The sequence below is a fragment of the Micromonospora lacuserhaii genome, assembly GCF_036902735.1.
In the GTDB taxonomy this organism is placed as follows: domain Bacteria; phylum Actinomycetota; class Actinomycetes; order Mycobacteriales; family Micromonosporaceae; genus Micromonospora.
Map to the genome: position 1 here is coordinate 92,709 of NZ_JBAKHO010000014.1, position 24,991 is coordinate 117,699.

Genomic DNA, 24,991 nt, shown 5'->3' on the forward strand with positions numbered 1-24,991 from the left:
CCATCCGGGGCCGGCCGCTCGGCGTTTCCCGACCTCCCGGGGTGTAACCGTCGGGGGCGGTGCGGGGTGTCCTGCTGTGGAGAGTCCGGCAGGAGGAGATGCGCATGGACGGGTCCGACGACTTCGACGCCTTCTACACGGCCACGGCGCGCCGCACGGTGCTGCACGTCTACGCGCTCTGCGGCGATCTCGGCGAGGCGCAGGACGCGGCGCAGGAGGCGTACGCCCGGGCCTGGCAGCGGTGGTCGCGGCTGCGGGAGTACGACGATCCCGCGGCCTGGGTGCGGACGGTCGCCTGGCGCCTGTCGGTGAACCGGTGGCGCGGCCTGCGCCGCTGGGCGGCGGCCCGGGTCCGGCTGGGACCGACGGCACCGGCACCCGGGCCCAACCCCGACCGGGTGGCCGTGCTCGACGCGTTGGCGGCACTGCCGGAGGCGCAGCGGCGGGTCGTCGTGCTGCACCACCTGCACGACATGTCCGTGGCGGCCGTCGCCGCCAGCACCGGCATGCCGACCGGGACCGTCAAGGCCTACCTCTCCCGGGGGCGCGCCGCGCTCGCGGTCCTGCTGGGCGACGAGGAGCTGGAGGATGTCGATGTCATCACGAATCGCTGAAGGACTGGCAGGGCTGGAGCAGGACGTGGCCGCCCTCCGGCTGGCCCCGCCAGCGGAGGTCCGGGCCCGGGGACGCGCCCGGAGCCGGCGCCGGGCCGCAGCACTGACCGGGGCGGCGGCCGCGGTGGCGGTCGCCGGCACCGCCCTACTGCCGGCGCTGATCGGCACAGGGGTGCCGGGCTGGCCGGCCGGTCAGCTGGCCGCCACGCCCTCCCCTACCTGTGCGCCCGAGCCGGCGCCGGTGAAGCGGCCCCACCCTCTTCTCGACCGGGCCCTGGCGCAGAGCCGCACCGCGAAGGTCTATCTGAGCCAGACGGCCACCGACGCACAGCGGAGGAGGATCGGTGAGGTGCTGCGCGGATCGGCGGGGGTCCGGGGCGTCGAGTTCAGCGACCACGCCGAGCAGTGGCAACGGTTCCGGGAAAACTACGTTGGGGTGTGCGGCGGTGCCGACCTGATCGCGGCGGTCGGCCCGGAGCAGTTGCCGGAGGCGTTCGTAGTCACCCTCAACGACCCCAGCGACTTTCCGCAGGTCGCGGGCACGGTGCAGGGCCTGCCCGGGGTGGACGAGGTGCTGCGGACCTTTGGCTGAGCGCGAGGCCGGGCTACGCGGCCCGGACCGCCGGCGGCAACTCAGTCGGTCGCCGGCGTCACCCGGAACTGGTCGACCTCGAACTCGCAGTTGTCCCCGCGCAGCCCGACCGCGCCCGCTCCCCCGATCGGCGCGCCACCCGTACCCGCGTCGGTCACGGCCAGCACCATCCGGTCGTCCCGCCGTACGTCGATGCCGACCGAGCCCGAGGCCGTGGTGGCGATCGCGACGTCGAAGGACTGCCAGACTCCTACCGGCACCGGGTACGGCGCCTGGCCGAGCGTGACGTACGTGCCGCCGTTGACGTCTCCCCCGGTCAGCTTCTTCTTGATCACCATGCGCCCGTCGCGGCGGTTCAACGACACCACGTAGAGCTCGGTCTCGTTCTTCCAGCGCAGGAAGAGGTGCAGCCCGTCGGTCGCGGTCGCCGGCTGCCGCCCGCGGTCGCTCAGGCCGAGGTTCCGCAGCCGGAGCGAGACGGTGACGTCCTCGAAGTCGTGTCGGCGGCTGCTCATCCGGAAGACGCTGGAGCCGGTGCCGGCGGCGGACGCGGCGTCGGGAGCGGCGGCGTCCGGCACCCCCGACCACGCCACCCCGCCACGGCGGTACAGCGAGCCGCTGGTCACGTCCCAGTCCCGGGAAACCCGCGCCCCCGGGGCGTCGGGGTGCCGGTGGGCGTACTCGTTCGTCACCAGGCCGTCGGCACCCGCGAACGACGGCGCGAACGGCTCCGGGGTCGCACCCCGCGTCCGGAGCACCATGACCGCCGCCACGACGAGCACGACGACCACCGCGGTCGCCGTCACGACCAGCAGCCGGACGCGCCCACGTGCGGGCGGGGTCGGCCGGTCGACGACGGTCGCCCGGCGCTCGGCAGGAGTCATGGTCACCCCTCCCATCGTCAACGCACCAGCGCGGTGCAGAAGCCGCGGTCCCGCAGCCCACTGATGATGCCCGGCAGCGCACGGACCGTGTTGCCCGACTCGCGGCTGCCGTCGTGCAACAGGATCACCGCGTCCGGTTCGAGCCGGCTCAGCACGGCCGCCTCGATGTCCTCGGGCGTCCGCCCGCGCCAGTCGTTGGTGTCGATGGTCCACCGCACCTCGCGCAGACGCAACGCCCCCGCCTGCGCGTGCACCTGCGGGCCGGTGCTGCCGAAGGGAGCCCGCAGCAGGGTCGGCGCCGGCGCCCCGGCCGCGACCACCGCGGCCTGGGTCCGCACGAGCTGGCTGCGGACCCCGGCGGCATCGAGATCGGCCAGGTGCGGATGGTCCCAGCTGTGGTTCTCCACCCGGTGCCCGTCGGCCGCCTCGGCGGCGACCAGCTCCGGATGCGCCTGGACCTTGGCGCCGAGTACGAAGAACGTCGCCTGGACGTCATGGGCGCGCAGCACGTCCAGCACCGGCCGGGTGTAGTAGTCGGGACCGTCGTCGAAGGTCAACATGATCCGCCCGCGGGTGCAGGGGTTGGCGGTGCTCGCCGGGTGCAGCGCCGCGGGATCGACGGTGAATCCGCTCGGTCCGGGATCGGGCACCGACGGGTGCCGTACGTAGCTGGTGAAGGCGAGCATCGCAGCGAGCGTGAGCAGGGCGGCCGCCAGCTCGGTGAGGTGCCGCCGCAGGGCGGGCGCACGCGCCCCGCCCTGCGGCGTGTCGATCGGATCCGTCATCATCCCGCCGTGTCGATGAGGGTGTAGTCGTCGGTCAACAGGCTGCCCGTGCCGACCAGGGCCAGCCCGAAGCTCAACGCGGTGGCGCCGCTGGGCACGGGCGGGGTCAGGTAGGCCGGGGTCGCCACCCAGGAACCGCTCGCCGGAACCACCGGACCGGTCGCCCAGTAGACCCACGAGCCGGCGGCGGTCCGGTAGTAGAGCACCAGCTGTGCCCGGGAACCCGCGCCCCAGCTGCCCCGGTAGTAGACGCCCGCCCGGTAGGTGTGGCCGGCGACGGCCGGTGGCGCACAGCTGCCCGCGTCCTGCCGGGTCACCAGCTTCCGGTCGCCGCTGGTCCAGGCGGAGACGGTCAACTGCTGGGCGTACGAGCCGCTGTGCGCGTCGGTCGTCCGGGTCCAGGCGTACGTGTTGGTGCCGAGGCCGCCGTACTGGAAGCAGGACGGCAACCCGTTGTTGGTCGCCGACTCCAGGGAGGCGTTCTGGACCAGCTCACCCGGCGTCGGCGCGGCGAGCGACGGACCCGGCACGCCCGGCTGGAGGACTCCGCCGATCACCTCGTCGACCGTCTTCACCGTGGTGCCGGCGTCCGCCCGCAACGCCAACCAGTCCAGGAAGGACGCGAGCGTCGCCGGGCTGACCTCGTAGTCCTCGCCGCACCCGTCGCAGACGTGGTGCATGACGAGCTGCACCCAGCCACCGCCGTGCTGCTCGGCCTGGGTCACGTAACCCTGCAGCGTCGCCAGCGTGGTGGTGGCCTTCACCGAGTCGGGCGTCTGGGTGAAGTACGCGGCGACGGGTGGCACCGACTCGGCGTACGGGCAACCGTTGCAGGAGCCCGGGGAGACCACCCCGCCGACCGACCGGGCGCTGTTGTAACCGCACTCGGCGGCGATCTGTCGGGTGGTGGCGTCGGCCGAACCGTACGGATAGGCCAGGTTCTTCACGGTGAACCCGAGGCCGAGCAGGGCGACCCGGTCGTTGCACAGCTCCCGGCGCTGATCGTCCGGGGATAGGGCGGTGAGCGCGGCGTGGCTGACGGTGTGGCCGCCGATCTCGTGTCCGGCCGCCGCGAGGGTCGCGAGGTCGGCCTGCGACATGAAGCCGGCCGCCCCGATCCGGGCACTGTTGATGTAGAAGGTGCCGTGCATCCCGTGCGCGTCGAGCAGGGGTCGGGCGTTCAGGTACTGGTCGTAGCCGCCGTCGTCGAAGGTGAGCGAGACGACGGTGGGGCCGGCGGCCCGGGCCGCGGTGGGTCGGGTGGCCGGCGCCAGCAGCAGCGCCAGGCCGACCACCAGGGCCGTCAGGATCGCCGGCCACCGGCGGACCGGCGCGATTGTCGAGGACATCAGGGACTCCCTACTGCCGTGGAGGGGACGGCGTCAGGTGACGGGAACGAGCGTGGGTGAGCCGTACGTGACCGCGTGCTCGGCGACACCGGTCAGGGCGAAGGTGACGCCGCCCTCGTGCAGTCGGTTGTCGAAGGTGGTGGTGAGCGCCGGGGCACCCGCCAGCCGTACGGTGATCGAATCCCCGCGGACCTGCACGGTGAGCTGCCCGGGGTCCCGGGCCGTCACGGTCGCCGTGGCGAGGACGGTGGTCGGCCCGTCCCCGATCTGCTGCCGGACGACCACCCGGCGGCGGCCCAGCAGCACCTCGACGGCTCCCCGGTGACCGGCGCCGGCGCCATCGCGGACGCCGACGATCGCCGACGTGCCGGGGCGGAGCCCGGTCACCGACATCGAGACGATGTAGTCGCGCCACTGGCTGGTGTTCACCTCGGCCAGCCGGCAGCCGGCGGTCGCCCGGGCGACGGCGGTCACCCGGATCCGGGCACCGGCGTCGACCACGCACGACGCGGACTCACCGGTCCAGGACAGCGTGGTGAGGTCGCGGGGCGGGGCGACCGGGATGGACCGGCGGACCATGCCGAGCAGCCCCGCCACGGAGGTGCTCCCCCGGACGCCGATCCGCGGCAGCAACCATCGGGAGGACGACGGGCTGGCGGCGTTGACGTGCCCGCTCGGCACGTCCTCGCCGGTGAACGCCAGCGCGAAGCCGGCCCGCTCCAGCAGCACCGGCAGTTCCCGGACGATCTCCGGGTCGTTCGAGATCCGACCGGTCTCGCCGTACGGGTAGGCGAAGGCCGTGCTGCGGTGCCCCAGCGTCCGCCGGAGGAACTCCTGGCTGCGGTCCAGGTCCGGGCCGACCCGGCGGCGCCACTGGTCCAGGGTCTCGGGCCGCCCGTCGACCAGGATCCGGTTGGTCAGCGCCGGTTGCATATCGCCGGCGACCGGCACCCAGGAGTGCAGGTCGTCGGTGTGTGAGCCGAACTCCCACCGTCCGCTGTCGGCCATGTCCCGGACCTGCCGGGTGGAGAGGAAGGTCGACGGGGTGCCCGGGCGGACGACCCGGCCGGTGGTCAGGAAGGCCACGGCGGTGAAGCCGTAGGCGCGCAGCACCGGATCGACCGTGGTCCAGGTCGTCAGGGATCCGTCGTCGAAGGTGAGCAGCAGTGGACGTTCGGGCAGCCCGACGGGACGGCCGGCCAGCGCCTCGCGTGCCTCGTCGAGCCGTACCGTCCGGTAGCCGGCCGCGGCGAGCGCGGCCAGGTGCTCGGCGAAGGCGCGCCGGGTCAACGTGCTGCCGGCCCGGTCGCTGTCGGAGACCCCGTGGTACGTCAGCACGGTGATCGCACCGGGGTAGCGGGGCAGCACGGGTGCCGGCGGCGCCGGGACCGTCACCGCGCTCAGCTGGGGCGGATCGAAGGGCCGGCTCAACGCCACCCAGCTCACCCCGGCGGCGACCAGCGCGGCCACCGCCACCAGGCCGGTCACCAGGCTGAGCAGTCGACTGCCCAGGGGTTTACGGTCAGTCACGGGCCACCACCAGAATCCGTTCCGTCGGGGCGTCGACGACGGCCGGGGGCGGGGGCGCCGCCGGTGGCGGCTGCGCGCCCCGGGTGCCCCAGCTGCCGTCCCGGATCCGGGCGATCGCCCAGAGCAGCTGCGGGGAGAAGAGGATGTAGAAGAACGTGCCGAGCAGCGCGTACAGCCAGAGGCCGTCGTGCCGCAACATCCGGTACACCAGCGCGTACGCCCCGGCGACCAGGTAGAGGCCGGTGAAGTAGACCAGCGGGAAGTGCCCGTCGACGAAGGGCTGGACCAGGCTGTAGAGCACGATCACCGGGCTGAGCAGTCCGGCGGTGGTCTGCACGGCGACCGACGGCAGCGCCCTGGTCCGGGTCCGCCAGATGTGGGCCAGCAGCAGCGGGCCTTCCCGGGTCCAGGACTTCTTCCAGCGCAGCTGCTGGCGCAGGAACTTCCCGTACGCCTCCGGGGCGTCGGTCCAGGCCTCCGCGCGGGCGTCGTACCGGGTGGTCCAGCCGGCCTTGAGCACCCGGTTGGTGAGCGCCCGGTCGTCGCCGTAGGTGCACTCGACGCCGAGGAAGCGCTGGTGCTCCCAGGCTTCGAGGAGGTCGACCACGGCGGACCGGCGGTACGCGGCGAAACATCCGGAGCAGCAGGTGACCGCGCCGAGCACGGACTCGGCGCTCTTGAGCAGTTGGAAGGAGACGTAGTACCGGACGGCCTGCATCCGGGTGAGGGTGTTCGCCTCGGCGTTGCGGACGTAGGTCAGGCCGGAGATCGCTCCGACCTTCGGGTCGGCGAAGCCCTGCACCAGGGTGCGGATGGCGTCGGGCGCCGGCATGGAGTCGGAGTCGACGAAGACCAGGATCTCCGCCGAGGTGGCCCGGATTCCGGCCGCCATCGCGGCCCGCTTGCCCTGGTTGTGGCCCAGGTCGATGCAGCGGACGGCCCCCGGCGGGTACCGTCCGGCCGCGTGCAGCATCTGCTGCCACGTGTCGTCGCTGGAGCCGTCGTTGACGACGACGATCTCCAGTTTGCCCGGGGGGTACTCGAGCGCGAGGCAGGAGTGGATGGTCCGGCCCACCGCCTCGCCCTCGTTGTACGCCGGCACGATGATCGCCACGGAGGGCTCCAGCCCGGCGTCGCGCGGTGGCCGGTAGAACGCCGCGAGGACGAACCGGCTGAGCACGTAGCTGCTGATCAGGATGGTGTAGCAGGCCGCCGGGAGGTTGCCGCGGAGGAACATCACCTTGATGCCGACGTGCCAGCCGATCAGGACGGAGATGGCGACGATGCCGAGCAGCGTGGCGAGCTGGACCGGCCCCCGGCGGGTCCGGTCGGCCCGGTGCCGTTCCGCGCCGCCGAAGCCCGGGGCGTGGTGACCGGTGTCGGCCGGGCGTACCGGTGGGAGGAACCGGGTGTCCGGCTCGTCCAGCACGACGGGCAGCCGCGCGCTGTCCGTCGCGCCCGGGTGCCCGTGGCTGACCGGACGACCGGCCCAGGGGAGGTCGGCGGGTGGGTGGCCAGGGCCAGATCTCACAGCCGGACCCGCCCGAGGGCCGGCGCCAGTCGGTAGGTGGCGTCCAGGACCAGCGGGTGCCCGTCGAGCCAGCTCAGGTCGGCACCCGTGTGCAGGGTGTGCATGAGCACCAGGTCGGCGTCGGCCGCCGACGGCGTCGCAAGGCCGGTGAGCGGGCCGGCGGCGGACGACAGCCGCGGCACGTACGGGTCGTGGTAGCTCACGGTGGCACCGCTGTGCCGCAGACTCTCGATGATCTCCAGGGCCGGCGACTCCCGCAGATCCTCCACGTCCGGCTTGTAGGTGACCCCGACGACCAGCACCCGGGCCCGACTCAGGGAAAGGCCGGCGTCGGCGAGCATGGTGCGGATCCGGTCGACGACGAGCCGGGGCCGGCCGGCGAGCGCGGACATCGCCTGCTCGGTGACCGGCATCGGCAGTCGCGCCGCGCGCAGCTGCCAGAGCAGGTAGTACGGGTCGCAGGGGATGCAGTGGCCGCCGGCCCCGGGCCCGGGCAGGAAGCGCATGAAGCCGAACGGCTTGGTGGAGGCGGCGTCGATCACCTCCCGTACGTCGAGGCCGAGGGCCCGGCTGGCCTCGGCGATCTCGTTGGCGAAGGCGATGTTGACGGCCCGGAAGCTGTTCTCCAGGAGCTTGGTCATCTCGGCCGCCTCGGCCGACGAGACCTCGTGCAGCTGCGGGCCGTAGCCCTTCAGCGCGCCGATCGCCCGGGCCGCGCACTGCGGTGTCACCCCGCCGAGCACCCGGGGCACCAGGGACTGCGGCCGGTCGTTGCCCGGGTCGATCCGCTCCGGGCTGAACGCGACGAACACGTCGACGCCGGGGCGTAGACCGCGTGCCGCGAGCGGTTCGGCGAGCAGCTCCCGGGTGGTGCCGACGTAGCTGGTGGAGGTCAGGATCAGCACCTGACCGGGGACTGCGTGCGCGACGACCGTCTCGCAGGCCCGACGCAGGACCCGCAGGTCGGGGACGAGCTGCGGGTCGACCGGCGTGGGTACGCAGATCAGCACGGCTGCGGCGTGGGCCAGCCGGGCCGGTTCGTCGGCCAGCTCGAAGGCGGCCCGGTCGGCCAGGGCCTCGTCCAGGCGGTCCAGGTCGGCGTGGAGCAGGTCGACCCGACGCTGGCCGATCGCGGCGAGCCGGTCCGGGTCGACGTCGATGCCGAGCACCCGGTGGCCGGTGGCGTGCAGGGCGAGGGCGGTGGGGAGCCCGACGTACCCCAGACCCAGGACGGCGACGTCGTGGGTGGGGGGCGTCCCGGCGGCGGCCGCACCGGCCACCGGCTGGAATTGCGGAAAAGCACCGGACCGCGCGGAAACGGTGACGGTCATGAACCGTTCTCCTCTGCCTCGGAAATGCGCAGGACAACGCCGGGAGCGCCAATAGCGCCGGACTCTTTCTTTCCGTTACACGGGTGTCGGGAAGCTGACAACAATCCCGTTCGGACAGCCGCCGCCGACCGTCGAACACCAGGTGAGCAACCGGAAAGCCTGGCGCGCCACCTATGGAGATCGAACGGGAGCGCGTCCACGAATGCAACGACGTGAGCCGAGATCAGCTATTCACGGGCACCAGGTGCGACTAAAGGTGCCACGCCTGCCGACCGACCTACGGGCCGGTCGGACGATCATCCGGGAATGGGACGTTAATTGTCGCCGGTAATATGTCGGGCCGGTCGCCGAACGCGGCCCGGAACCCCATTGGCATTGACCGTGCGGCAGCCGCGGGCCCACCCGAGCGGGTGCCGGGCTCGGCGGTCCGGGTCAGCCGGCGACGAGTTGCTCGGCACGGACCGCCGCCGCCTCGGCGCGGGCGATCGGCCCGGCGGGCAGCGGACCACCGCCCTGCCGGCAGGCCTGCGGTTCCGGCGCCGCTATGGCCGGGTCGCCCCGCCCGACGTCTCGCCGTCAACCGGGGTCGGCTGATCGCTGCGTGACTCGGTGGCCGAGCCCCGTCTGCCCGTCGGGTCCTCATCGCCGATGTACGCCCGCGCGGCGGCGATCAGGCCGTCGAGCTTGTCGCGCGTCGTCACCAGATCGGTGACCTTCCCATCGATACGATCGCGTTCGGCCAGCATCTTCCCGATCATGTTCGGACCGGTGACCGAGACCGGCGAGAAGACGCAGGGCAGCAACTCCAGGACCGTTCGGCTCGGCAGGCCCGCCGCATACAGCCGCTGGATCCATTGGACCCGGTCGACCGCGCTCTCCGGATAGTGCCGCTGACCACCCGCGCTGCGCTCGGCGGCCAGGAGATTCTGCTCCTCGTAGTAGCGCAGCGCCCGCACGCTGACGCCGGTCCTGGCGGCAAGCTCGCCGATGCGCATGGACCCTCCCCCGATGATCCAGCTCACAAGTATTTGCCCCTGACGTCAACGTCAGGTTCTAGCGTAGCGACCTGACCGGGGCAGCATCCCGCCTCTGGTTCGCCGGCGGCGGACGACCCACCGGCATGCCGGTTCACCTGCGACAAGAAGGAAGAAGTTGTCATGAGCGATGAGCGAAAGATCCAGGAGATTCTGGCCCGCTACGTCCGCGCCACCGACCGGCGCGACGGCAGGACACAGGGTGCCTTGTTCACCGACGAAGCGGTCGTGCAGAGCTTCTCCAAGACCGGCCCCGACAGCTACGAGCCCGTCGCGCCGCCCCTGATCGGCGGGGCAGCCGTGGGCTACGCGGTCGACAACTACATGGCCCCGCACCCGCAGGGCGGTTCCAGCCACCACGTGACCACCGACCACATCATCGAGGTCGACGGCGACCAGGCTCACATGAACGCACAGTTCATCGTCTTCCGGATCCAGGCCGCCGCGCGGCCGGCCGACGGCTGGGCGGCCGGCACCTTCGGCGCCCAGGGCACGGTGCAGCCCATCGAGTCCGGGTACTACGACACCGACCTGCGCAGGATCGACGGCGAGTGGAAGATTGTGGGCCACCGCATTCTGCTGGACATGCCGTACGCCATCCCGGGAATCTGAGATGCCGCTGATCAGGCCGTACCCCGGTCTACGGGGCTCAGCCCGGCGCGCGGCCGTTTCCTGAGGGAGACGGCCGCGGCCGTACGGCGGTCACACGGCGACGAGTCGCTCGGCGCGGACCGCCGCCGCCTCGGCGCGGGCGATCGGCCCGGCGGGCAGCGCGGCGACCCCGGCCCCGACGGCGACCGCCGCCCCGGCGAAGAGGAACGCCCAGGGCACCCCGCCGGCGTGGTCCACGATCAGCCCGGCGACCGAGCCACCGGCGGCGCTCGCCGCCACCGACATGGTCACCACCCAGGTGTACGCCTCGTTCAGCATGCCGGCCGGGGCGATCCGCCCGACCAGGGTGTTCTCCAGGGTCAGCGCGGGGGCGATGGCCGCCCCGCCGACCACCAGCGCGGCGCCCAGGGCCAGCGGGCCCGGCATCACGGCGAACACGGCGAAGCTGCCGGCCACCCCGGCGAGCAGCCAGGCGAACTGCCGGGTCATGTTCGGCGACGGCCGGCGTACGCCGAACCAGAAACCTCCGGCGGCGCTGCCGATCCCCCAGACGGCGAGCAGCACCCCGGCCATGCTCTCCGGGTCGGCGGTGGGCTGGTCGCCGGCGAAGGCCGGCACGATCACCCCGGCGGCGCCGAACGCGATGCCGAGGCTGGCCACGCAGACCAGTAGCGCCGGAAATCCGCCCACCCGCAGCGGGCCCAACCCCCGGGCGTGGTGCTCGCGCGGGTGCGGGCGCCAGCCGCGCATCACCCGGCCGAGGGCCACCCCGACGGTGCCGACCAGGGTGACCACGGCGGCGCCGACCAGCGCGGCGGCGGCATCGGCGACCAGCACGAAGCCGGCCACCAGCAGTGGTCCGAGCACGAAGACGATCTCGAAGAGTGAGGTCTCCGCGGCCAGCGCGGTGTTGCGCAGCCGCTGCCGGCCGGACGCGGGTGCGGTGAGGTCGTTCCAGGCGCCCCGGATCGCCGCCGTCAACGGCGGGTAGGTGGCCCCGGCGACGCCGGCGGCCAGGTAGATCAGCCCCAGGCTGCCGGCCTCGGCGCGGCTGGCGCCGAGCAGACCGAACAGGGCGAGCGGGTGGGCGACGGCGGTCACCAGCAGGACCGGGGTCGGACCGACCCGGTCCGCGATCCGGCCGGCGACCGGGCTCAGCGCGGCGCCGGAGAGCGCGTAGATGCCCCCGGCGACGGCGGCCAGCGAGTACCGGCCGGTCACCTGCTCCACGACCAGCAGCAGCGCCAGCGGCGTCATGCCGATCCCGAGTCGACCGACGATGCCGAGGACCAGCAGCAGCGGCGCCCCGGGGATCCGCCAGACGCCCAGGTACTGGCGCAGAGCGGCCACGGTCGACCTCCGGGATGTAATGGGTGCGAGCCTTTCCGACCCTAACGCCGGACGCACCGGCCGGAAAGCGGATATGACGCGCACGACGCCCCCGTACCCAAAGATCCGCCCGTGTCCGGCGGACCGGACACGGGCGGACGGGGTGGGGTGGGATCAGCGCCGGAACTGCACCGGGCCGGTATTGGCCGCCAGCTGCTCCAGCCGGGCGACCCGCTCCTCCATCCGGGGGTGGGTGGAGAAGAGCGCCGCGATGCCGCCGCCCCGCTTGAACGGGTTGTCGATCATCAGGTGGGCGGTGCTGGTGAGCTGGCCCTGGGCGGGCAGCGGCCGGGTCTGGGTACCCACGTGGATCTTCCGCAGGGCACTGGCCAGGGCCAGCGGGTCCCCGGTGAGCTGGGCGCCCGAGGCGTCCGCCTGGAACTCCCGGCTCCGGCTGATCGCCAGCTGGATCACGGTGGCCGCGATCGGGCCGAGGATCAGGGTGAGCAGCAGCACGACCGGGTTCGGGGCGTCCTCGTCGTCGCCACCGCCCAACGGGATGAACCAGGCGATGTTCGCCAGTGCGGTGATGATGCCGGCCAGGCCGGCCGCCACGCTGGAGATCAGGATGTCCCGGTTGTAGACGTGCGACAGCTCGTGCCCGATCACGCCGCGCAGCTCCCGGTAGTCCAGGATCTGGGTGATGCCCTGGGTGACGCAGACCGCGGCGTGCGCCGGGTTACGACCGGTCGCGAACGCGTTGGGCTGCGAGGTCGGGCTGACGTACAGCCGGGGCATCGGCTGCCCCGCCTCGGTGGCCAGCTCCCGCACCATCCGGTACAGCTCGGGGAAGTCGGCCTCGCTGACCGGTTGCGCCCGCATCGAGCGCAGCGCGAGCTTGTCGGAAAAGAAGTAGCTGACGCCGTTCATCAGCAGTGAGACGACGACGGCGATGACCAGGCCGCCACTGCCGCCGAACCAGTAGCCCACCGCCAGGATCAGCGAGGTGAGCAGGCCGAGCAGCGCGGCGGTCTTCAGACGGTTGTGATGCACGGTCACTCCTTCGGTGCGCGGGTCGCGCGGGACCCGCTGACCGGTCCAACGTCACCGGTACCCGTCAACCATCCTGCTCATGGCTGGAAGTTGACTGGAGATTCCTGTGCGTCCGCTGTGCCGACCGGACAGCGGGGACGAGCCGGGGCGGAGCCGGTCAGCCGGCCGCGAGATCCAGCACCAGCTGTGGGGCGAAGCCCACCACCACCGCCAGCGCGGTCGCCACGGCCAGGGCCACGGTGACGGTCCAGGCCGGGCGGACCGGCACGTCCGCACCCCGGGCGGCCGGCTCGGCGGCGTACAGGGTGGCGGCCAGCCGGAGGTAGTAGGCCAGGCCGATCACCGCGTTGAGCGCCACCACCAGGGCCAGCCAACCCGCGCCGCCGGTCAGCAGCGAGCGGACCACCGTCACCTTGGCGAAGAGACCGGCCAGCCCCGGCGGCAGCCCGGCCAGCCCGATCAGCGCCAGCGCGAACGCCGCCCCCACCCACGGGTGCCGGCGGGCCGCGCCACGCAGCTCGTCCACCGTGCCGCCGTCCGCGCCGGCCGGGCGCAACGCCACCAGCGCGGCGAACGCCGCCAGCTCCAGCAGGACGAAGAAGACCGCGTACGCGACGGTGGCGGCGTACCCGGCTGTCCGGGCCTCGGCGGTGCGCCCGGCCGCCAGCGCCAACGCGCCCAGCGGGGCCAGGATGTACCCGGCCTGAGCCACCGACGACCAGGCGAGCAGCCGGACGGTACGCCGCTGGCGCAGCGCGACCAGGTTGCCGACGGTCATGGTCAGCACGGCGAGCAGGGCGAGCACCGGGCCGGTGACGTCGGCCGGCAGTGCCCGCTGCACCACTGCGAGCAGGGCGATCACCCCACCCAGCTTCGAGGCGGTCGAGAGGTACGCGGCCACCGGCAGCGGCGCCCCGTCGTAGGTGGCCGGGGCCCAGGCGTGGAACGGCACCGCCGCCACCTTGAAGGCCAGCCCGAGCACCACCAGCGCGACCGCGGCGGTGAGCAGGGGCAGGTCGGGGGCGTCCCCGATCAGCGCGCCGAGCCGGCCGAGATGCAGCCCGCCGGTGACCGCGTAGAGCAGCGCCGCGCCGAGCAGGGTGAGCGTGGTGGCGACCACGCTCACCACGAAGAAGGTGACCGCCGCCTCGGCGCTGGCCAGGCTGCCCCGGCGCAGCCCCACCAGCACGTAGAGCGGCAGGGTGAGGGTCTCCAGGGCGACGATCAGGGTGATCAGGTCACCGGCCGCGCCGAGGACCACGCCGCCGGTCATCGAGCAGGCCAGCAGGAAGCAGTACTCCCCCACCGGCGTCGTCCCGTCCGGCCGCAGCAGCGGGCCGGAGATCGCCAGCACCCCGAGGGTGAGCAGCGCGAAGACGCCGGCGACCAGGGCGGCCCGGTCGTCGAGGACCCAGGAGCAGTCGGCGCCGGCGCAGAACGTCCGCCGGGTGTCGCCCGCGCCGACCAGCGCCGCGCCGACGGCGGTGGCGACGGCGCCCGCGGCGGCCACGGCCACCGTCGCGCCGGCCCGGGCCAGCAGCAGGTCCGCCAGGAGCACCAGTACGGCGGTGCCGGCCGCCAGGTACGCGGGCAGCAGCGCCACGTTGTCCACGCTCTGCACCAGACTCATCCCGCCACCTCGCCGCGCGTCCGATCCGGAGCCGGTCTCACCGGACTTCACCTTCGTTCGCGACTGCGGGGCTCCGCTGCGCTGCACTCCTCGCGCTCACCGGAGCACCTTCGTTCGCGACTGCGGGGCTCCGCTGCGCTGCACTCCTCGCGCTCACCGGAGCACCTCCACCAGGGCGTTCACCGGGCCGGTGGCGTAGCCCAGCACCAGCATCGGCGCCAGCCCGACGGCCAGCGCGAGCAGCACCAGCGGCGCCCAGGCGGTCAGTTCCGCCCCGGCCAGGCCGGGCGAGAGCCGTCCCACCACCGGGCTGGGCCGGCCGTGGGTGACCTGGCGCAGCAGCCGCAGGAAGTACGCGGCGGCGAGCGCCCCGCCGATCGCGGCCAGCACGGCCAGGGTGATCCAGAGCGGCCCGCCCCGCCGGACGGCGGCGACCACGGCGAACGCCTCGCCCCAGAAGCCGGCCAGCCCCGGCAGGCCCAGCGAGGCGACCGCGGCGAAGCCGAGCAGCCCGGCGAGCCGGGGCGCGGTCTCCCGCAGCCCGGACAGCTCGGCGAGTGCCCCGGTGTGGGTGCGGTCCTTGACCGCGCCGGCCAGGAAGAAGAGCAGACCGGTGATCACCCCGTGGGCGATGTTGCCGATCAGCGCCGCCTGGATGCCGGTGGCGGTCAGCGTGGCCACCCCGAGCAGCACGAAGCCCATGTGCCCGACGCTGGAGTACGCGATCAGCCGCTTGAGCTCGCTCTGGGCCAGGCAGACCAGCGAGCCGATCAGGATGGCGGCGACGGCGAGCACGCCGAGCGCCGGAGCGGCCCAGCGGGCGCCCTCGGGGGCCACCCCGACCGCGATCCGGACCAGGCCGTACGTGCCCATCTTGAGCAGCACCCCGGCGAGGATCACGCTGCCGACGGTGGGCGCCTGGGTGTGCGCGTCGGGCAGCCAGGAGTGCAGCGGCCAGAGCGGGGCCTTCACCGCGAAGGCGAGTGCCAGCAGGGTGAACGCGACCAGCTGGGTGCTCCGGGACAGCCCGGCCCCGCCGGTCAGCGCCACCACGTCGGCGGTGCCGGCAGCGGCGACCACCACGAAGACGCCGACCAGCAGCAGCACCGAGCCGAAGAGCGTGTAGAGGGCGAACTTGCGGGCCGCCCGCCGCCGGTCGTCCCCGCCCCAGCCGGCGATGATCGCGTACATCGGCAGCAGGACGACCTCGAAGAAGGCGAAGAAGAGCACCAGGTCGAGGGCGAGGAAGGTGCCGAGGATGCCGACCTCGACCACCAGCAGCAGCGCCACCAGCGCCCGACCGCTCCCCCCGCCGGCGGGCACCCGCCACACGGTGTAGCCGCAGCAGAGCAGGGTGAGCAGCGCGGTCAGCACCACCAGCGGCCAGGAGATGCCGTCCACCCCGAGGTGGAAGCGCAGGTCCAGGCTCGGCACCCAGGGCAGGTCGAGCTGGTGCCAGGGCTGCACGGCCGGGCGCGGCCCGTAACCGAACCAGCCGTGGTCGCCGAGCACCAGCAGCGCCGACCCCACCAGGGTCAGGGCGGCGACCGCCGTACCGAGCAGCCGGGCCGCCCGGTCTCCGGGTGTCACCGCGACCGCCAGCGCCCCGGCCGCCGGCAGCACCAGGACCGCGACCAGCAGGAACTCCCCGAGACTCATGCGGCCCCTCCGATCAGCACGGCGGCCAGGCCGATCAGCACCGCGCCGGCCAGCACCGCCGCCGCCGCGCGGGGCAGCGCCGCCCGGTGCAGCGCGGCCAGGCCACCGCCGAGGCCGTACGCGCCCCGGCCGGTGGACTCGACCAGGCCGTCCACCCCGACCTCGTCGCCGGTACGCACGGCGCGGGCGAGCGCCGTCGTGGGGCGTACGACCAGGGCGTGCTGGACGTCGTCGAGCCGGAACGCGCGGGCGAACACCGGCCGCAGCGGACCCAGCGCGCCGGCCGGGTCGGCGGCCCGATCCCGCCGCCAGCCGGCCCAGGCCAGCCCGGCGCCGACCAGCAGCAGCACGGTGGGCAGCAGCAGCGCCGGCCCGAGGTGGACCAGCTCCACGTCGTCCTCCGCGAGCGCCGGCAGGAGGACCCGGTCGGCGAAGGGCGGCCAGAACGCGGCCAGCCCGAGCAGCGCGGCGGGCACCGCGAGCAGCAGCACCGGCCAGCGCATCAACGCCGGCGGGTCGTGCGGCTCGAGCAGTGGCATCCGGGGCGCGCCGAGGAAGGTGCGCAGCAGCAGCCGGGTGGCGTACCAGGCGGTGACGACCACGCCGAGCAGCCCGGCCAGCCAGACCAGCCAGCCCACCCAGGTCGGGGCCGGGCCGGCGCCGTCCAGCGCGGCGGCCTCGGCGACGGCGAGCACGCCGTCCTTGCTCCAGAAGCCGGAGAGCGGCGGCACCCCGGCCAGCGCGCCGAGGCCGATCAACGTGCACCAGAAGGTGACCGGCATGTCCCGGCGCAGCCCGCCCATCCGGGACATCAGCGTGGTGCCGACGGCGTGGATCACCGCGCCGGCGGCGAGGAAGAGCAGCGCCTTGAAGGCCGCGTGGGTCAGCAGGTGGAACAGCGCCGCGGCGGGCGCGCCGACCGCCAACGCCCCGGTCATGTAGCCGATCTGGGAGACCGTCGACCAGGCCAGCACCCGCTTCAGGTCGTCCTGGGCGGTGGCGGCGAACGCGCCGAGCAGCAGGGTGATCGAGGCCATCACCCCGAGCACGGCCAGCGCGGTGGGGGTGGCCGCGAAGAGCGGGTAGAGCCGGACGACCGCGTAGACGCCGGCCGCGACCATGGTGGCGGCGTGGATCAGCGCGGAGATCGGGGTCGGGCCGGCCATCGCGTCCGGCAGCCAGGTGTGCAGCGGGAACTGGGCGCTCTTGCCGGCCACCCCGGCGAGCAGCAGCAGGCAGGCGGCGGTGCGGGTGCCGGTGGAGTAGTCGTGGGCGAGCACGTCGGCGATCCGGAAGCTGCCCGCCGAGACGCCGAGCAGCGCGATGCCCAACAGGAAGCCGACGTCACCCACCCGGGTGACCAGGAACGCCTTCATCGCGGCGGCCGGCGCCTCGGGCAACCGCCGGTCGTGGGCGATCAGCAGATAGGAGCAGAGGCCCATCACCTCCCAGCCGACCAGCAGCAGGATCAGGTCCCCGCTGACCACCACCAGCAGCATCGCGGCGGTGAAGAGGCTGATCTGCGCGGCGTACGGCGGGTAGCGGTGGTCGACCTCGACGTCGTCGTGCGGGCCGCGGCGCAGGTAGGCCACCGAGTAGACCTGCACGGCCAGCGCCACCGCGGCGACGGCGACGGCGACCAGGGCGGCGGCGCCGTCCAACCGGACCCCGAGGGTGACCCGCAGGCCACCCAGGTCGATCCAGGTGGTGGCGGTCTCCACCGGGTCGCCGACCCGGGCCAGCAGGGCGACCGCCATCAGCAGCGCGCCGGCCGCGCCGGCGACACCGAGCCCGATCGCCGCCCGCCGGGCCCGATCCTCCCCGGTGGACGCCCCGCGCGGCGAGGGCGGCAGCAGCAGCCCGAGCAGGCCGGCGACCAGGGGTACGGCCGGCAGGGCGGCCCCGAGCAGCCCGGTCACTTCGTCCCCTCCGGTCGGTCGGCGTCGGCCGGCCCGGTCGACAGCCGGCCGCCGGTCGTGGTGGCCGGCACGGGCGCGGGCGGCTCGGTCAGCGGCACCTCGTCGACGGCGACGCTGGCCCGCAGCCGGTAGAGCTGGAGCACGATGGCCAGGCCGACGCCGATCTCGGCGGCGGCCAGCACGATCACGAAGAGCGCGAAGACCTGCCCGGAGTGCGGGAGCTGGGCGCGGACCGTGGTGTCGGCGGTGACCAGGATCAGGTTGACCGCGTTGAGCATCAGCTCCACCGCCATCAGCACCAGCACCGCGTTGCGCCGGCGCAGCACGCCGTAGACGCCGAGGCCGAACAGGACCGCGGCGGTGACATAGGGGATGACCGGCCTCACGGGCGGCCACCCCGGTTCGCGGCCGGCGTGGCGGCGGCCCCGGCGGGCGGCACCGGGGCGGTACGGGCACCGGGCGGCCCGACCCGGCCCGGCCCGGCCGGTGCGGCGGTCGCGTCCGGACGGCTGCCGATGTCGGGGCGGGACAGGATGATCGCACCGACCAGGGCGGCGAGCAGCAGCACCGACAGCACCTCGAACGGCAGCACCCAGGAGCGGAAGACCTGCTCGCCGAGGCGCTCGGCGGTGCCGGCCGCGGGCAGCTCCACCCGGGACCAGCGGAACGCGTCGACCAGCAGCACGGCCAGGCCCAGCCCGGCGCCCCCGCCGATCAACGCGGCCGGCCAGCCCGGGCGGTCCAGGTCGTCGGAGGCGCCGATCGGGGCCCGGGTCAGCATCACCGCGAAGAGCAGCAGCACCACCACCGCGCCCACGTAGATCAGCACCTGCACCCAGGCCACCAGTTCGGCGGTGAGCACCAGGTAGTCGCCGGCCAGCGCGCCGAGGCAGACCACCAGGTAGAGCCCGGCCCGGACGAGGTGGCGGGTGCCCACCACGAGCGCGCCCGCGCCGACCGCCACCGCCCCGAGGGCTAGCAGCAGCACGTCCGCACCGGTCATGGGGTGGTACCCCCGTCGGCGGCGCCGGGCTCGGGGCGTACCACCGTGGGGCGGGCGGCGGAGCTGGTGGGAGCCGCGGCCTTGCGCGCGGCGGTGCTCTCCTCCTTGGCCGGCTCGCCGTTGCGGTCGTGCGCGGGGGGCGGCGGCACGGTGGCCATCCACTCGCCGAGGTGGTCCTTGTCGTGCAGCAGGTCCTTGATGTCGTACTCGGCGTACTCGAACTCCGGGGACCAGTAGAGCGCGTCGAAGGGGCACACCTCGATGCAGATGCCGCAGTACATGCAGAGCGAGAAGTCGATGTCGAACTTGTCGAGCACGTTGCGCTGGCGGGGGCGGGCGGCGCCCGGCACCGCCACCTCCTCCTTGTGCGAGTCGATGTAGATGCACCAGTCCGGGCACTCCCGGGCGCAGAGCATGCAGACCGTGCAGTTCTCCTCCGACAGCGCGATCACGCCGCGGGACCGGGGCGGCAGCTCGGGGGCGACGTCCGGGTACTGCTGGGTGGTCGACCGGCGGGTCATCGTCTTCAGCGTGACCGCCAGCCCCTTCACCAGCCCCTCGCCGGGAATGCCGCTGCGCTCGCTCATGCCGCTCATCCTGCCCTGTGCCCTCCGCACGCGCGACCACCACCCGGTGAATCTCCCGATCGACCGGATCACGCCCGGGCGTCGGTGACCGCTCGCCGCACCCGCGCGATCGACCCTTCGGGACGGTCCGGACTTCATTGATCTTCTATGCTGCTCCGGCCGACGACCAAGGGGGACCACGTCCGGATGAAGAAGACCACGACCCGGGTGATCGCGGCGGCGGCCGTGCTGGCCACCGTGCTGTTCGGCACGTCGGCCGCGCAGGCCGAGCCGGACGGCACGATCACCGGCACGGTGACCGACCGGGCCACCGGCGCGCCCCTCGCCGGCGCCTGCGTGTCGCTCATGCAGAGCCCCGAACTGACCCTGGCCACGAAGTGCACCGACAGCGCCGGCACCTACACCTTCAGCGTCACCGGCCAGTCGGGCTACGGCATCCACGTCCGGGCGCGCGCCGCCGGCCGGCCGGACGTCTGGTGGCCCAGCGCCCCGGACTACCTCAACGGGGATCCGGTCTCCGTCGACCCGGGTGCGACCGCCCGGGCCGATCTCAGCATGATCACCGACGTGGGCGGCTTCCAGGGCCGGATCACCCACGCCGACGGCAGCGCGGCGTACCAGAGCGAGGTGACCGCCGTCGCCGTCGAGGGGAACTGGAAGGCGCGGGCCTTCACCGACGCCGACGGCCGGTACCGGCTCGCCAACCTGCCGGTGGGTTCCTACCGGCTCGGGCTCGGGCCGCTGGGCTGGGTGCCGCAGCAGTGGGTGCCGGGAAAGACCGTCCAGAGCGACGGCACCGTCTTCCCGGTCACCGCCGGGAGCACCACCACCGTCGACGACCGGTACGTCTCCGTGAAGCCACCGGAGGGGTGGCAGACCGGCGTCGTCACCGGCGTCGTCACCGCCCGGGCCACCGGCGCCCCGGTCGCCGGGGCCTGTGTCGCCGCCTTCGAGGAGGACGGCGGCAGCCAGGTCAACGAGTCCTGCGCCGACGCCACCGGCCGCTACCGGATCGACCGCCTGTCGGTGCAGAACCGCTACCGGCTGCGGGTGCGGGCGCCGGGCTTCAACGAGCAGTGGGCGAAGGACGCCAACAACTACGACAACGCGACCCCGTACGCCACCTCCGGCTTCGAGGAGACCGTGGTGGACGTGGCGCTGCGGGTCGGCGGCGGGACCATCCGCGGCCGGGTCACGCCGTACGAGGGCGGCACCCTGCCGTGGTCGCTGTCGGCGGTGGCCAAGGCGGTCGACGGCTCGTGGCGCGGCGGCGTGATGGCGGTCGACGGCGAGTACCAGCTCGACCGGGTGCCGGCCGGGGACTACCGGGTGTACTTCTACGCCGGGGGCCGGACGGTCCAGTACCACCCGGGCAAGGCCACCGCCGAGGAGGCGGCGGTCGTCCACGTCACCGACGGGGAGGTCACCGTCGTCGACGAGCGGCTCGTGCCCGCCGGCTCGGTCGAGGTGACCCTCGTCGACAAGGCGACCGGTGGCCCGGTCAGCGGGTGCGTCCGGCTGACCAGGTCCGTCGAGCGGGCCTGCACGGCGGCCGGCGCCAACCGGGTCACCTTCCCCATCGTCTGGGCGACCACCCAGGGCGCGGAGACCGCCGAGGTGCTCCCCGCCGGCACGGGGCACTGGAAGCGCTGGGTCAGCGACATCCGGGTCACCTCCGGGCAGACCACCCGGCTCACGGTGCAGGTCGAACCGGCCGCCACCGTGACGACCCGGGTGGTCGACGGCGCCGGGGCCCCGGTGGGCGGCGTCTGCGTCCGGCCGGTCGCCGCCCGCGCGGTGGCGACCGTCGCGCTGCGGCAGGAGAACGAGAACGGGGCGTACTGCGCCGACGCCTCCGGCGCACTGACCATCGGCCCGCTGCCGGCCGGCCCGGTGCGGCTCTTCGTGGGCGCGAAGGCCCCGTGGGGCGCCCAGTGGTACACCAGCACGGGCGGCACCGGCGACCGCGACGCCGCCACCCGGCTCGACCTCGTCGCCGGCAAGGTCACCGGCACCCCGGCGATCCGGCTCGACCGGGCCGGCTCGATCACCGGCACCCTCCAGGGAATCAACGGCGAGTTCATCGACGGCTGCGGCCAGGCCGGCGCGGACAGCCCCGACCTGCCGGGCGGCGCCACCAACGGCTGCACCTCACACACGGGCACCGACCACACCGGCCGGTACACGATCAGTGGGCTCGGCCCGTACCGCTGGCCGCTGAAGTACACCGGGCGGTGGGCCGGCAACACCGACGAGTTCGCGCCGGAGTGGTCCGGGGACGTCACCAACCGGGCGCTCGCCGTCCCGGTGCAGGTGCGCTCGGGTGAGTCGGTGACCGCGCCGGCCGTGAAGCTCGTCCAGGACGCCAGGATCATGACCTTCGACCGGGGCGCGGGGGCGCCGAGCGGCTGGTCGGTGGAGGCGTACCACCCGATGACCGGGGACCTGGTGGCGCGGCACGTCGGGTCGAGCTTCGGCGAGATGGACGCGCTGCCGGCCGGGCCGCTGCTGCTCCGCTACCTGCCGGGCAACGGCAAGCCCTGCTGGTACGTGGGCGCCGGCGCGACGGGTGGCGCGGGCGGCACCCCCCGACCGACCGTGCTGACCGTCACCCCGCAGCAGCAGCTCGACAGCATCAGGCTGGTGCCGGGCAGCACCTGCCTGGCCGTGCCGGCCGCGACCCGGGAGGGCCCGTCGGTGCCCCGCTGAGGCCCCACCCGCGGCCCGTGCCGGCGTCCCCGTGAGGGGTGCCGGCGCGGGCCGCCGCCGTCTCCCGCGGCGGTCACACCGGCGGGAGCACCTCGACGCCGAGCTGCTGGAGGAGCTGGAACAGCTCGTTGACGCTCCACACGTCGACGATCCGCCCGTCGGGGTCGAAGCGCAGGAACGTCGCCCCGGAGTAGCTGACCACCTGCCCGGTCGGTCGTACCGGGCCGAACTGCCCCGCCTGGGTGCCGGCGGCCCGCCAGCGCAGCGCCACCCGATCGCCGGTGGCCACCACGTCCACCAGCTTGTAGCGCAGGTCGGGGAAGGCGGCCCGGCGGTCCCGGTGCCAGGCCAGGGTGGCCTCCGGACCGGTCCCGCGCAGCCCCGGGCACTCCGGCCCCACCAGCTCGTACGCGGACTCCTCGCGCCCGGCGTTCCACACGTCCGCCACGAAACGCCGGGCCGCCGCCTCCACATCGGTCATCGGGGCAGCCTAGCCAGCGGTCGCCCGGCCGCCGCGCCGCGGATCGGCGAGGATGGGACCGACGGCAGACGATCGCGAGGGGGCGACGTGGGCGACGCGGAAGGCACCACCACCGGCGGGAAGTACGTCGAGCCGGGCGGCGAGTTCACCCGGGACCAGCGCTACATCGCCACCCGGATCACCGCTGACGCGCGGGACGGCTGGCCGGTCGAGCCGGGGCGCTACCGGCTGGCGGTCAGCCGGGCCTGCCCGTGGGCCAACCGGTTGATCATCGTGCGGCGGCTGCTCGGGCTGGAGGACACCATCTCGATGGCGGTGGCCGGGCCGACCCATGACGCCCGGAGCTGGACCTTCGACCTGGACCCGGGCGGGCGGGACCCGGTGCTCGGCATCGAACGCATCCAGGAGGCGTACTTCGCGCGGTTCCCCGGGTACGAGCGGGGCATCACCGTGCCGGCGCTGGTGGACGTGCCGACCGGCCAGGTGGTCACCAACGACTACGCCCGGATGAGCCTGGACCTCTCCACCGAGTGGGTGGCGTACCACCGGCAGGGCGCGCCGCAGCTCTACCCCGAGCACCTGCGGGACGAGATCGACGAGGTCAACGCGGTGGTCTTCGCCGACGTCAACAACGGCGTCTACCGGTGCGGCTTCGCCGGCAGCCAGGAGGCGTACGAGAAGGCGTACCACCGGCTCTTCGACCGGCTGGACTGGCTGACCGAGCGGCTGACCGGGCAGCGCTGGCTGGTCGGCGACACGATCACCGAGGCGGACGTGCGGCTCTTCACCACGCTGGTCCGCTTCGACCCGGTCTACCACGGCCACTTCAAGTGCAACCGGCAGAAGCTGGCCGAGATGCCGGTGCTCTGGGCGTACGCCCGGGACCTGTTCCAGACCCCGGGCTTCGGCGACACCATCGACTTCGACCACATCAAGCGGCACTACTACGAGGTGCACCGGGACATCAACCCGACCGGCATCGTGCCGCTCGGCCCGGACCTGTCGAACTGGCTCACCCCGCACGGCCGGGAGACCCTCGGCGGCCGTCCCTTCGGTGACGGCACGCCCCCGCCGCCCCCACCCCCGGCCGAACGCGTCACCCCAACCCACACCCCGCTGCGTTGACCCCCCCCACCCACCCCACCCCCGCGATCTTGCACTTTCGGCCCCTGAAAAACGAGCTTTGTCCGGTATGACCGGGCCGCAAGTGCAAGATCGACGGGGTGGGGGTGGGGCGACGCGGACGGGGGCGGTCAGAGGGCGACGCGGACGGCGGCGGTCAGCACCAGCTGGGCGAGGGCGAGTGGGACGAGGACCAGCCAGCAGAGGCGTTGCAGCTGGTCCTCGCGGAGCCGGGGGTAGGAGACCCGGAGCCAGATGATCACGAAGGCGACGGCGAAGACCTTGAGCAGGGTCCAGAGCCAGCCGAGCTGGGCGTCGGCGAAGGGTCCCTGCCAGCCGCCGAGGAAGAGCACGGTGGTCAGCGCGGCGATCACCACGATGCCGACGTACTCGGCGAGCAGGAAGAACGCGAAGCGCAGTCCGGTGTACTCGGTCATGTAGCCGAAGACCAGCTCGGAGTCCGCGATCGGCATGTCGAACGGCGGCCGGCGGATCTCGGCCAGCCCGGCGACGAAGAAGATGATCATCGCGGGCGCCTGCCACAGCAGCCACCACGGCCGCCACGCCTCGACGATGCCGGAGAGGCTGAGCGTCCCCGCCGCCATCGCGACCGAGGCGGCGGCGAGCACCAGCGGCAGCTCGTAGCCGAGCAGCTGGGCCGCGCCGCGCAGGCCGCCGAGCAGGCTGTACTTGTTGGCCGACGCCCACGCCGACATCAGCACCGCGACCACGCCCACACCCACCACGGCGAGGACGAAGAACAGGCCGATGTCCAGCGGCTGGCCGACCAGATCGCCCGGGCCCAGCGGGATGACCAGCAACACCAGCAGGTAGGGCAGCAGCGCCACCACCGGGGCGAGCCGGAACACCGCCCGGTCCGCCTCGCGCGGGGTGAGGTCCTCCTTCTGGACGAACTTCACCCCGTCGGCGACCAGCTGCGCCCAGCCGTGGAAGCCGCCGGCGTACATCGGGCCGAGCCGGCCCTGCATGTGCGCCATCACCTTGTGCTCGGCCTGACCGACGATCAACGGCAGGGTCAGGAAGGCGACCAGCACGCCGCCGACCCGGATCACCAGCTCCAACCAGGTGGGCATCAGGCCGTACCCTCCTCGTCGCCGCCGTCGCGGGCCGGCGGTTCGGCCGGCGCCGGGCCGTCGCCGGAGCCGGCTCCCCCGGGGGTACGCCCCGGACGGGCTCCCGGCGCCGGCCGGGCGGGCCGCTCCCGGGGCGGGGAGTC

21 protein-coding genes and 1 pseudogene are annotated in these 24,991 nt (G+C 73.8%); 5 read left to right on the forward strand and 17 right to left on the reverse strand.

The features are described 5' to 3' along the window. Positions 1–104: 104 nt before the first annotated feature. Positions 105–614: a SigE family RNA polymerase sigma factor gene (locus V6U81_RS12700; protein ID WP_334488392.1), complete on the forward strand. Its 510-nt coding sequence runs from the start codon at positions 105–107 to the stop codon at positions 612–614. After that, complete coding sequence (locus V6U81_RS12705; protein ID WP_334488395.1) at positions 595–1,206, forward strand: permease-like cell division protein FtsX; 612 nt, start codon at positions 595–597, stop codon at positions 1,204–1,206. The genes V6U81_RS12700 and V6U81_RS12705 overlap by 20 nt, the downstream gene beginning before the upstream one ends. 41 nt (positions 1,207–1,247) lie before the next feature. Here V6U81_RS12705 and V6U81_RS12710 read toward each other — a convergent pair whose 3' ends face one another. The 7 genes and pseudogenes from V6U81_RS12710 to V6U81_RS12740 all read right to left on the reverse strand — a co-directional run. Further along, complete coding sequence (locus V6U81_RS12710) at positions 1,248–2,096, reverse strand: hypothetical protein (RefSeq protein WP_334488398.1); 849 nt, start codon at positions 2,094–2,096, stop codon at positions 1,248–1,250. Positions 2,097–2,107: 11 nt separating this feature from the next. Continuing rightward, on the reverse strand, positions 2,108–2,875 hold the full coding sequence (locus tag V6U81_RS12715) for a polysaccharide deacetylase family protein (protein ID WP_334488400.1): 768 nt from the start codon (positions 2,873–2,875) through the stop codon (positions 2,108–2,110). Next, positions 2,875–4,224 (reverse strand): polysaccharide deacetylase family protein, encoded by a 1,350-nt coding sequence (locus V6U81_RS12720; RefSeq protein WP_334488402.1) that lies wholly within the window; start codon positions 4,222–4,224, stop codon positions 2,875–2,877. The genes V6U81_RS12715 and V6U81_RS12720 overlap by 1 nt, the downstream gene beginning before the upstream one ends. 33 nt (positions 4,225–4,257) lie before the next feature. Beyond that, positions 4,258–5,754 carry a polysaccharide deacetylase family protein gene (locus V6U81_RS12725; RefSeq protein ID WP_334488405.1) on the reverse strand — a complete coding sequence of 499 codons (1,497 nt, stop codon included), beginning with the start codon at positions 5,752–5,754 and terminating at the stop codon, positions 4,258–4,260. Next, a complete protein-coding gene (locus tag V6U81_RS12730) occupies positions 5,747–7,285 on the reverse strand; it encodes a glycosyltransferase family 2 protein (protein WP_334488408.1) in 1,539 nt (512 codons plus the stop codon). The genes V6U81_RS12725 and V6U81_RS12730 overlap by 8 nt, the downstream gene beginning before the upstream one ends. Further along, on the reverse strand, positions 7,282–8,616 hold the full coding sequence (locus V6U81_RS12735; protein WP_334488410.1) for a nucleotide sugar dehydrogenase: 1,335 nt from the start codon (positions 8,614–8,616) through the stop codon (positions 7,282–7,284). The genes V6U81_RS12730 and V6U81_RS12735 overlap by 4 nt, the downstream gene beginning before the upstream one ends. 656 nt (positions 8,617–9,272) lie before the next feature. Next, positions 9,273–9,611 (reverse strand): annotated as a pseudogene (locus V6U81_RS12740) (MerR family transcriptional regulator); the annotation flags it as partial. Positions 9,612–9,773: 162 nt separating this feature from the next. Here V6U81_RS12740 and V6U81_RS12745 point away from each other — a divergent pair. Further along, a complete protein-coding gene (locus V6U81_RS12745) occupies positions 9,774–10,262 on the forward strand; it encodes a nuclear transport factor 2 family protein (protein ID WP_334488416.1) in 489 nt (162 codons plus the stop codon). Between the two features lie 90 nt (positions 10,263–10,352). On the opposite strand, the gene V6U81_RS12750 is transcribed toward V6U81_RS12745, so the two are convergent. The 8 genes from V6U81_RS12750 to V6U81_RS12785 all read right to left on the reverse strand — a co-directional run bounded on the left by V6U81_RS12750 (position 10,353) and on the right by V6U81_RS12785 (position 19,442). Next, on the reverse strand, positions 10,353–11,612 hold the full coding sequence (locus V6U81_RS12750) for an MFS transporter (protein WP_334488419.1): 1,260 nt from the start codon (positions 11,610–11,612) through the stop codon (positions 10,353–10,355). Between the two features lie 153 nt (positions 11,613–11,765). Next, positions 11,766–12,644: a zinc metalloprotease HtpX gene (gene htpX, locus V6U81_RS12755; protein WP_334488421.1), complete on the reverse strand. Its 879-nt coding sequence runs from the start codon at positions 12,642–12,644 to the stop codon at positions 11,766–11,768. A 157-nt stretch (positions 12,645–12,801) separates the two neighbouring features. Next, complete coding sequence (locus tag V6U81_RS12760) at positions 12,802–14,274, reverse strand: NADH-quinone oxidoreductase subunit N (RefSeq protein ID WP_334488425.1); 1,473 nt, start codon at positions 14,272–14,274, stop codon at positions 12,802–12,804. 153 nt (positions 14,275–14,427) lie between these two features. Further along, positions 14,428–15,933 carry a complex I subunit 4 family protein gene (locus tag V6U81_RS12765; RefSeq protein ID WP_334488428.1) on the reverse strand — a complete coding sequence of 502 codons (1,506 nt, stop codon included), beginning with the start codon at positions 15,931–15,933 and terminating at the stop codon, positions 14,428–14,430. After that, entirely contained in the window at positions 15,930–17,852 is a 1,923-nt protein-coding gene (locus tag V6U81_RS12770; RefSeq protein WP_334488431.1) for an NADH-quinone oxidoreductase subunit 5 family protein, read from the reverse strand. The genes V6U81_RS12765 and V6U81_RS12770 overlap by 4 nt, the downstream gene beginning before the upstream one ends. Continuing rightward, a complete protein-coding gene (gene nuoK / locus V6U81_RS12775; RefSeq protein ID WP_334488433.1) occupies positions 17,849–18,238 on the reverse strand; it encodes an NADH-quinone oxidoreductase subunit NuoK in 390 nt (129 codons plus the stop codon). The genes V6U81_RS12770 and nuoK overlap by 4 nt, the downstream gene beginning before the upstream one ends. Continuing rightward, positions 18,235–18,855: an NADH-quinone oxidoreductase subunit J family protein gene (locus V6U81_RS12780; RefSeq protein WP_334488434.1), complete on the reverse strand. Its 621-nt coding sequence runs from the start codon at positions 18,853–18,855 to the stop codon at positions 18,235–18,237. Before V6U81_RS12780 ends, nuoK begins: the two co-directional genes overlap by 4 nt. Beyond that, positions 18,852–19,442 (reverse strand): NuoI/complex I 23 kDa subunit family protein, encoded by a 591-nt coding sequence (locus tag V6U81_RS12785; RefSeq protein ID WP_420884013.1) that lies wholly within the window; start codon positions 19,440–19,442, stop codon positions 18,852–18,854. The genes V6U81_RS12780 and V6U81_RS12785 overlap by 4 nt, the downstream gene beginning before the upstream one ends. 186 nt (positions 19,443–19,628) lie before the next feature. Between V6U81_RS12785 and V6U81_RS12790 the strand changes: the two genes are divergently transcribed. Further along, complete coding sequence (locus V6U81_RS12790; RefSeq protein WP_334488438.1) at positions 19,629–22,151, forward strand: carboxypeptidase regulatory-like domain-containing protein; 2,523 nt, start codon at positions 19,629–19,631, stop codon at positions 22,149–22,151. 73 nt (positions 22,152–22,224) lie between these two features. On the opposite strand, the gene V6U81_RS12795 is transcribed toward V6U81_RS12790, so the two are convergent. Continuing rightward, a complete protein-coding gene (locus tag V6U81_RS12795) occupies positions 22,225–22,632 on the reverse strand; it encodes an ester cyclase (protein WP_334488441.1) in 408 nt (135 codons plus the stop codon). Between the two features lie 87 nt (positions 22,633–22,719). Between V6U81_RS12795 and V6U81_RS12800 the strand changes: the two genes are divergently transcribed. Further along, complete coding sequence (locus V6U81_RS12800; protein WP_334488444.1) at positions 22,720–23,757, forward strand: glutathione S-transferase family protein; 1,038 nt, start codon at positions 22,720–22,722, stop codon at positions 23,755–23,757. A gap of 128 nt (positions 23,758–23,885) precedes the next feature. Here the strand turns inward: V6U81_RS12800 and V6U81_RS12805 are convergent, their stop codons facing one another. Further along, positions 23,886–24,848, reverse strand: a complete 963-nt coding sequence (locus tag V6U81_RS12805; RefSeq protein ID WP_334488446.1) for a complex I subunit 1/NuoH family protein — start codon at positions 24,846–24,848, stop codon at positions 23,886–23,888. Between the last annotated feature and the right edge of the window lie 143 nt (positions 24,849–24,991).

Bases quoted from the DNA above. Each gene is read 5' to 3' on its own strand.
- V6U81_RS12765 (WP_334488428.1), bottom strand. From the start codon at position 15,933: ATGAGTCTCGGGGAGTTCCTGCTGGTCGCGGTCCTGGTGCTGCCGGCG.
- V6U81_RS12745 (WP_334488416.1), top strand. From the start codon at position 9,774: ATGAGCGATGAGCGAAAGATCCAGGAGATTCTGGCCCGCTACGTCCGC.
- V6U81_RS12715 (WP_334488400.1), bottom strand. From the start codon at position 2,875: ATGACGGATCCGATCGACACGCCGCAGGGCGGGGCGCGTGCGCCCGCC.
- V6U81_RS12720 (WP_334488402.1), bottom strand. From the start codon at position 4,224: ATGTCCTCGACAATCGCGCCGGTCCGCCGGTGGCCGGCGATCCTGACG.
- V6U81_RS12700 (WP_334488392.1), top strand. From the start codon at position 105: ATGGACGGGTCCGACGACTTCGACGCCTTCTACACGGCCACGGCGCGC.
- V6U81_RS12780 (WP_334488434.1), bottom strand. From the start codon at position 18,855: ATGACCGGTGCGGACGTGCTGCTGCTAGCCCTCGGGGCGGTGGCGGTC.
- V6U81_RS12790 (WP_334488438.1), top strand. From the start codon at position 19,629: ATGAAGAAGACCACGACCCGGGTGATCGCGGCGGCGGCCGTGCTGGCC.
- V6U81_RS12705 (WP_334488395.1), top strand. From the start codon at position 595: ATGTCATCACGAATCGCTGAAGGACTGGCAGGGCTGGAGCAGGACGTG.
- V6U81_RS12785 (WP_420884013.1), bottom strand. From the start codon at position 19,442: ATGAGCGAGCGCAGCGGCATTCCCGGCGAGGGGCTGGTGAAGGGGCTG.
- V6U81_RS12760 (WP_334488425.1), bottom strand. From the start codon at position 14,274: ATGAGTCTGGTGCAGAGCGTGGACAACGTGGCGCTGCTGCCCGCGTAC.
- V6U81_RS12805 (WP_334488446.1), bottom strand. From the start codon at position 24,848: ATGCCCACCTGGTTGGAGCTGGTGATCCGGGTCGGCGGCGTGCTGGTC.
- V6U81_RS12795 (WP_334488441.1), bottom strand. From the start codon at position 22,632: ATGACCGATGTGGAGGCGGCGGCCCGGCGTTTCGTGGCGGACGTGTGG.
- V6U81_RS12735 (WP_334488410.1), bottom strand. From the start codon at position 8,616: ATGACCGTCACCGTTTCCGCGCGGTCCGGTGCTTTTCCGCAATTCCAG.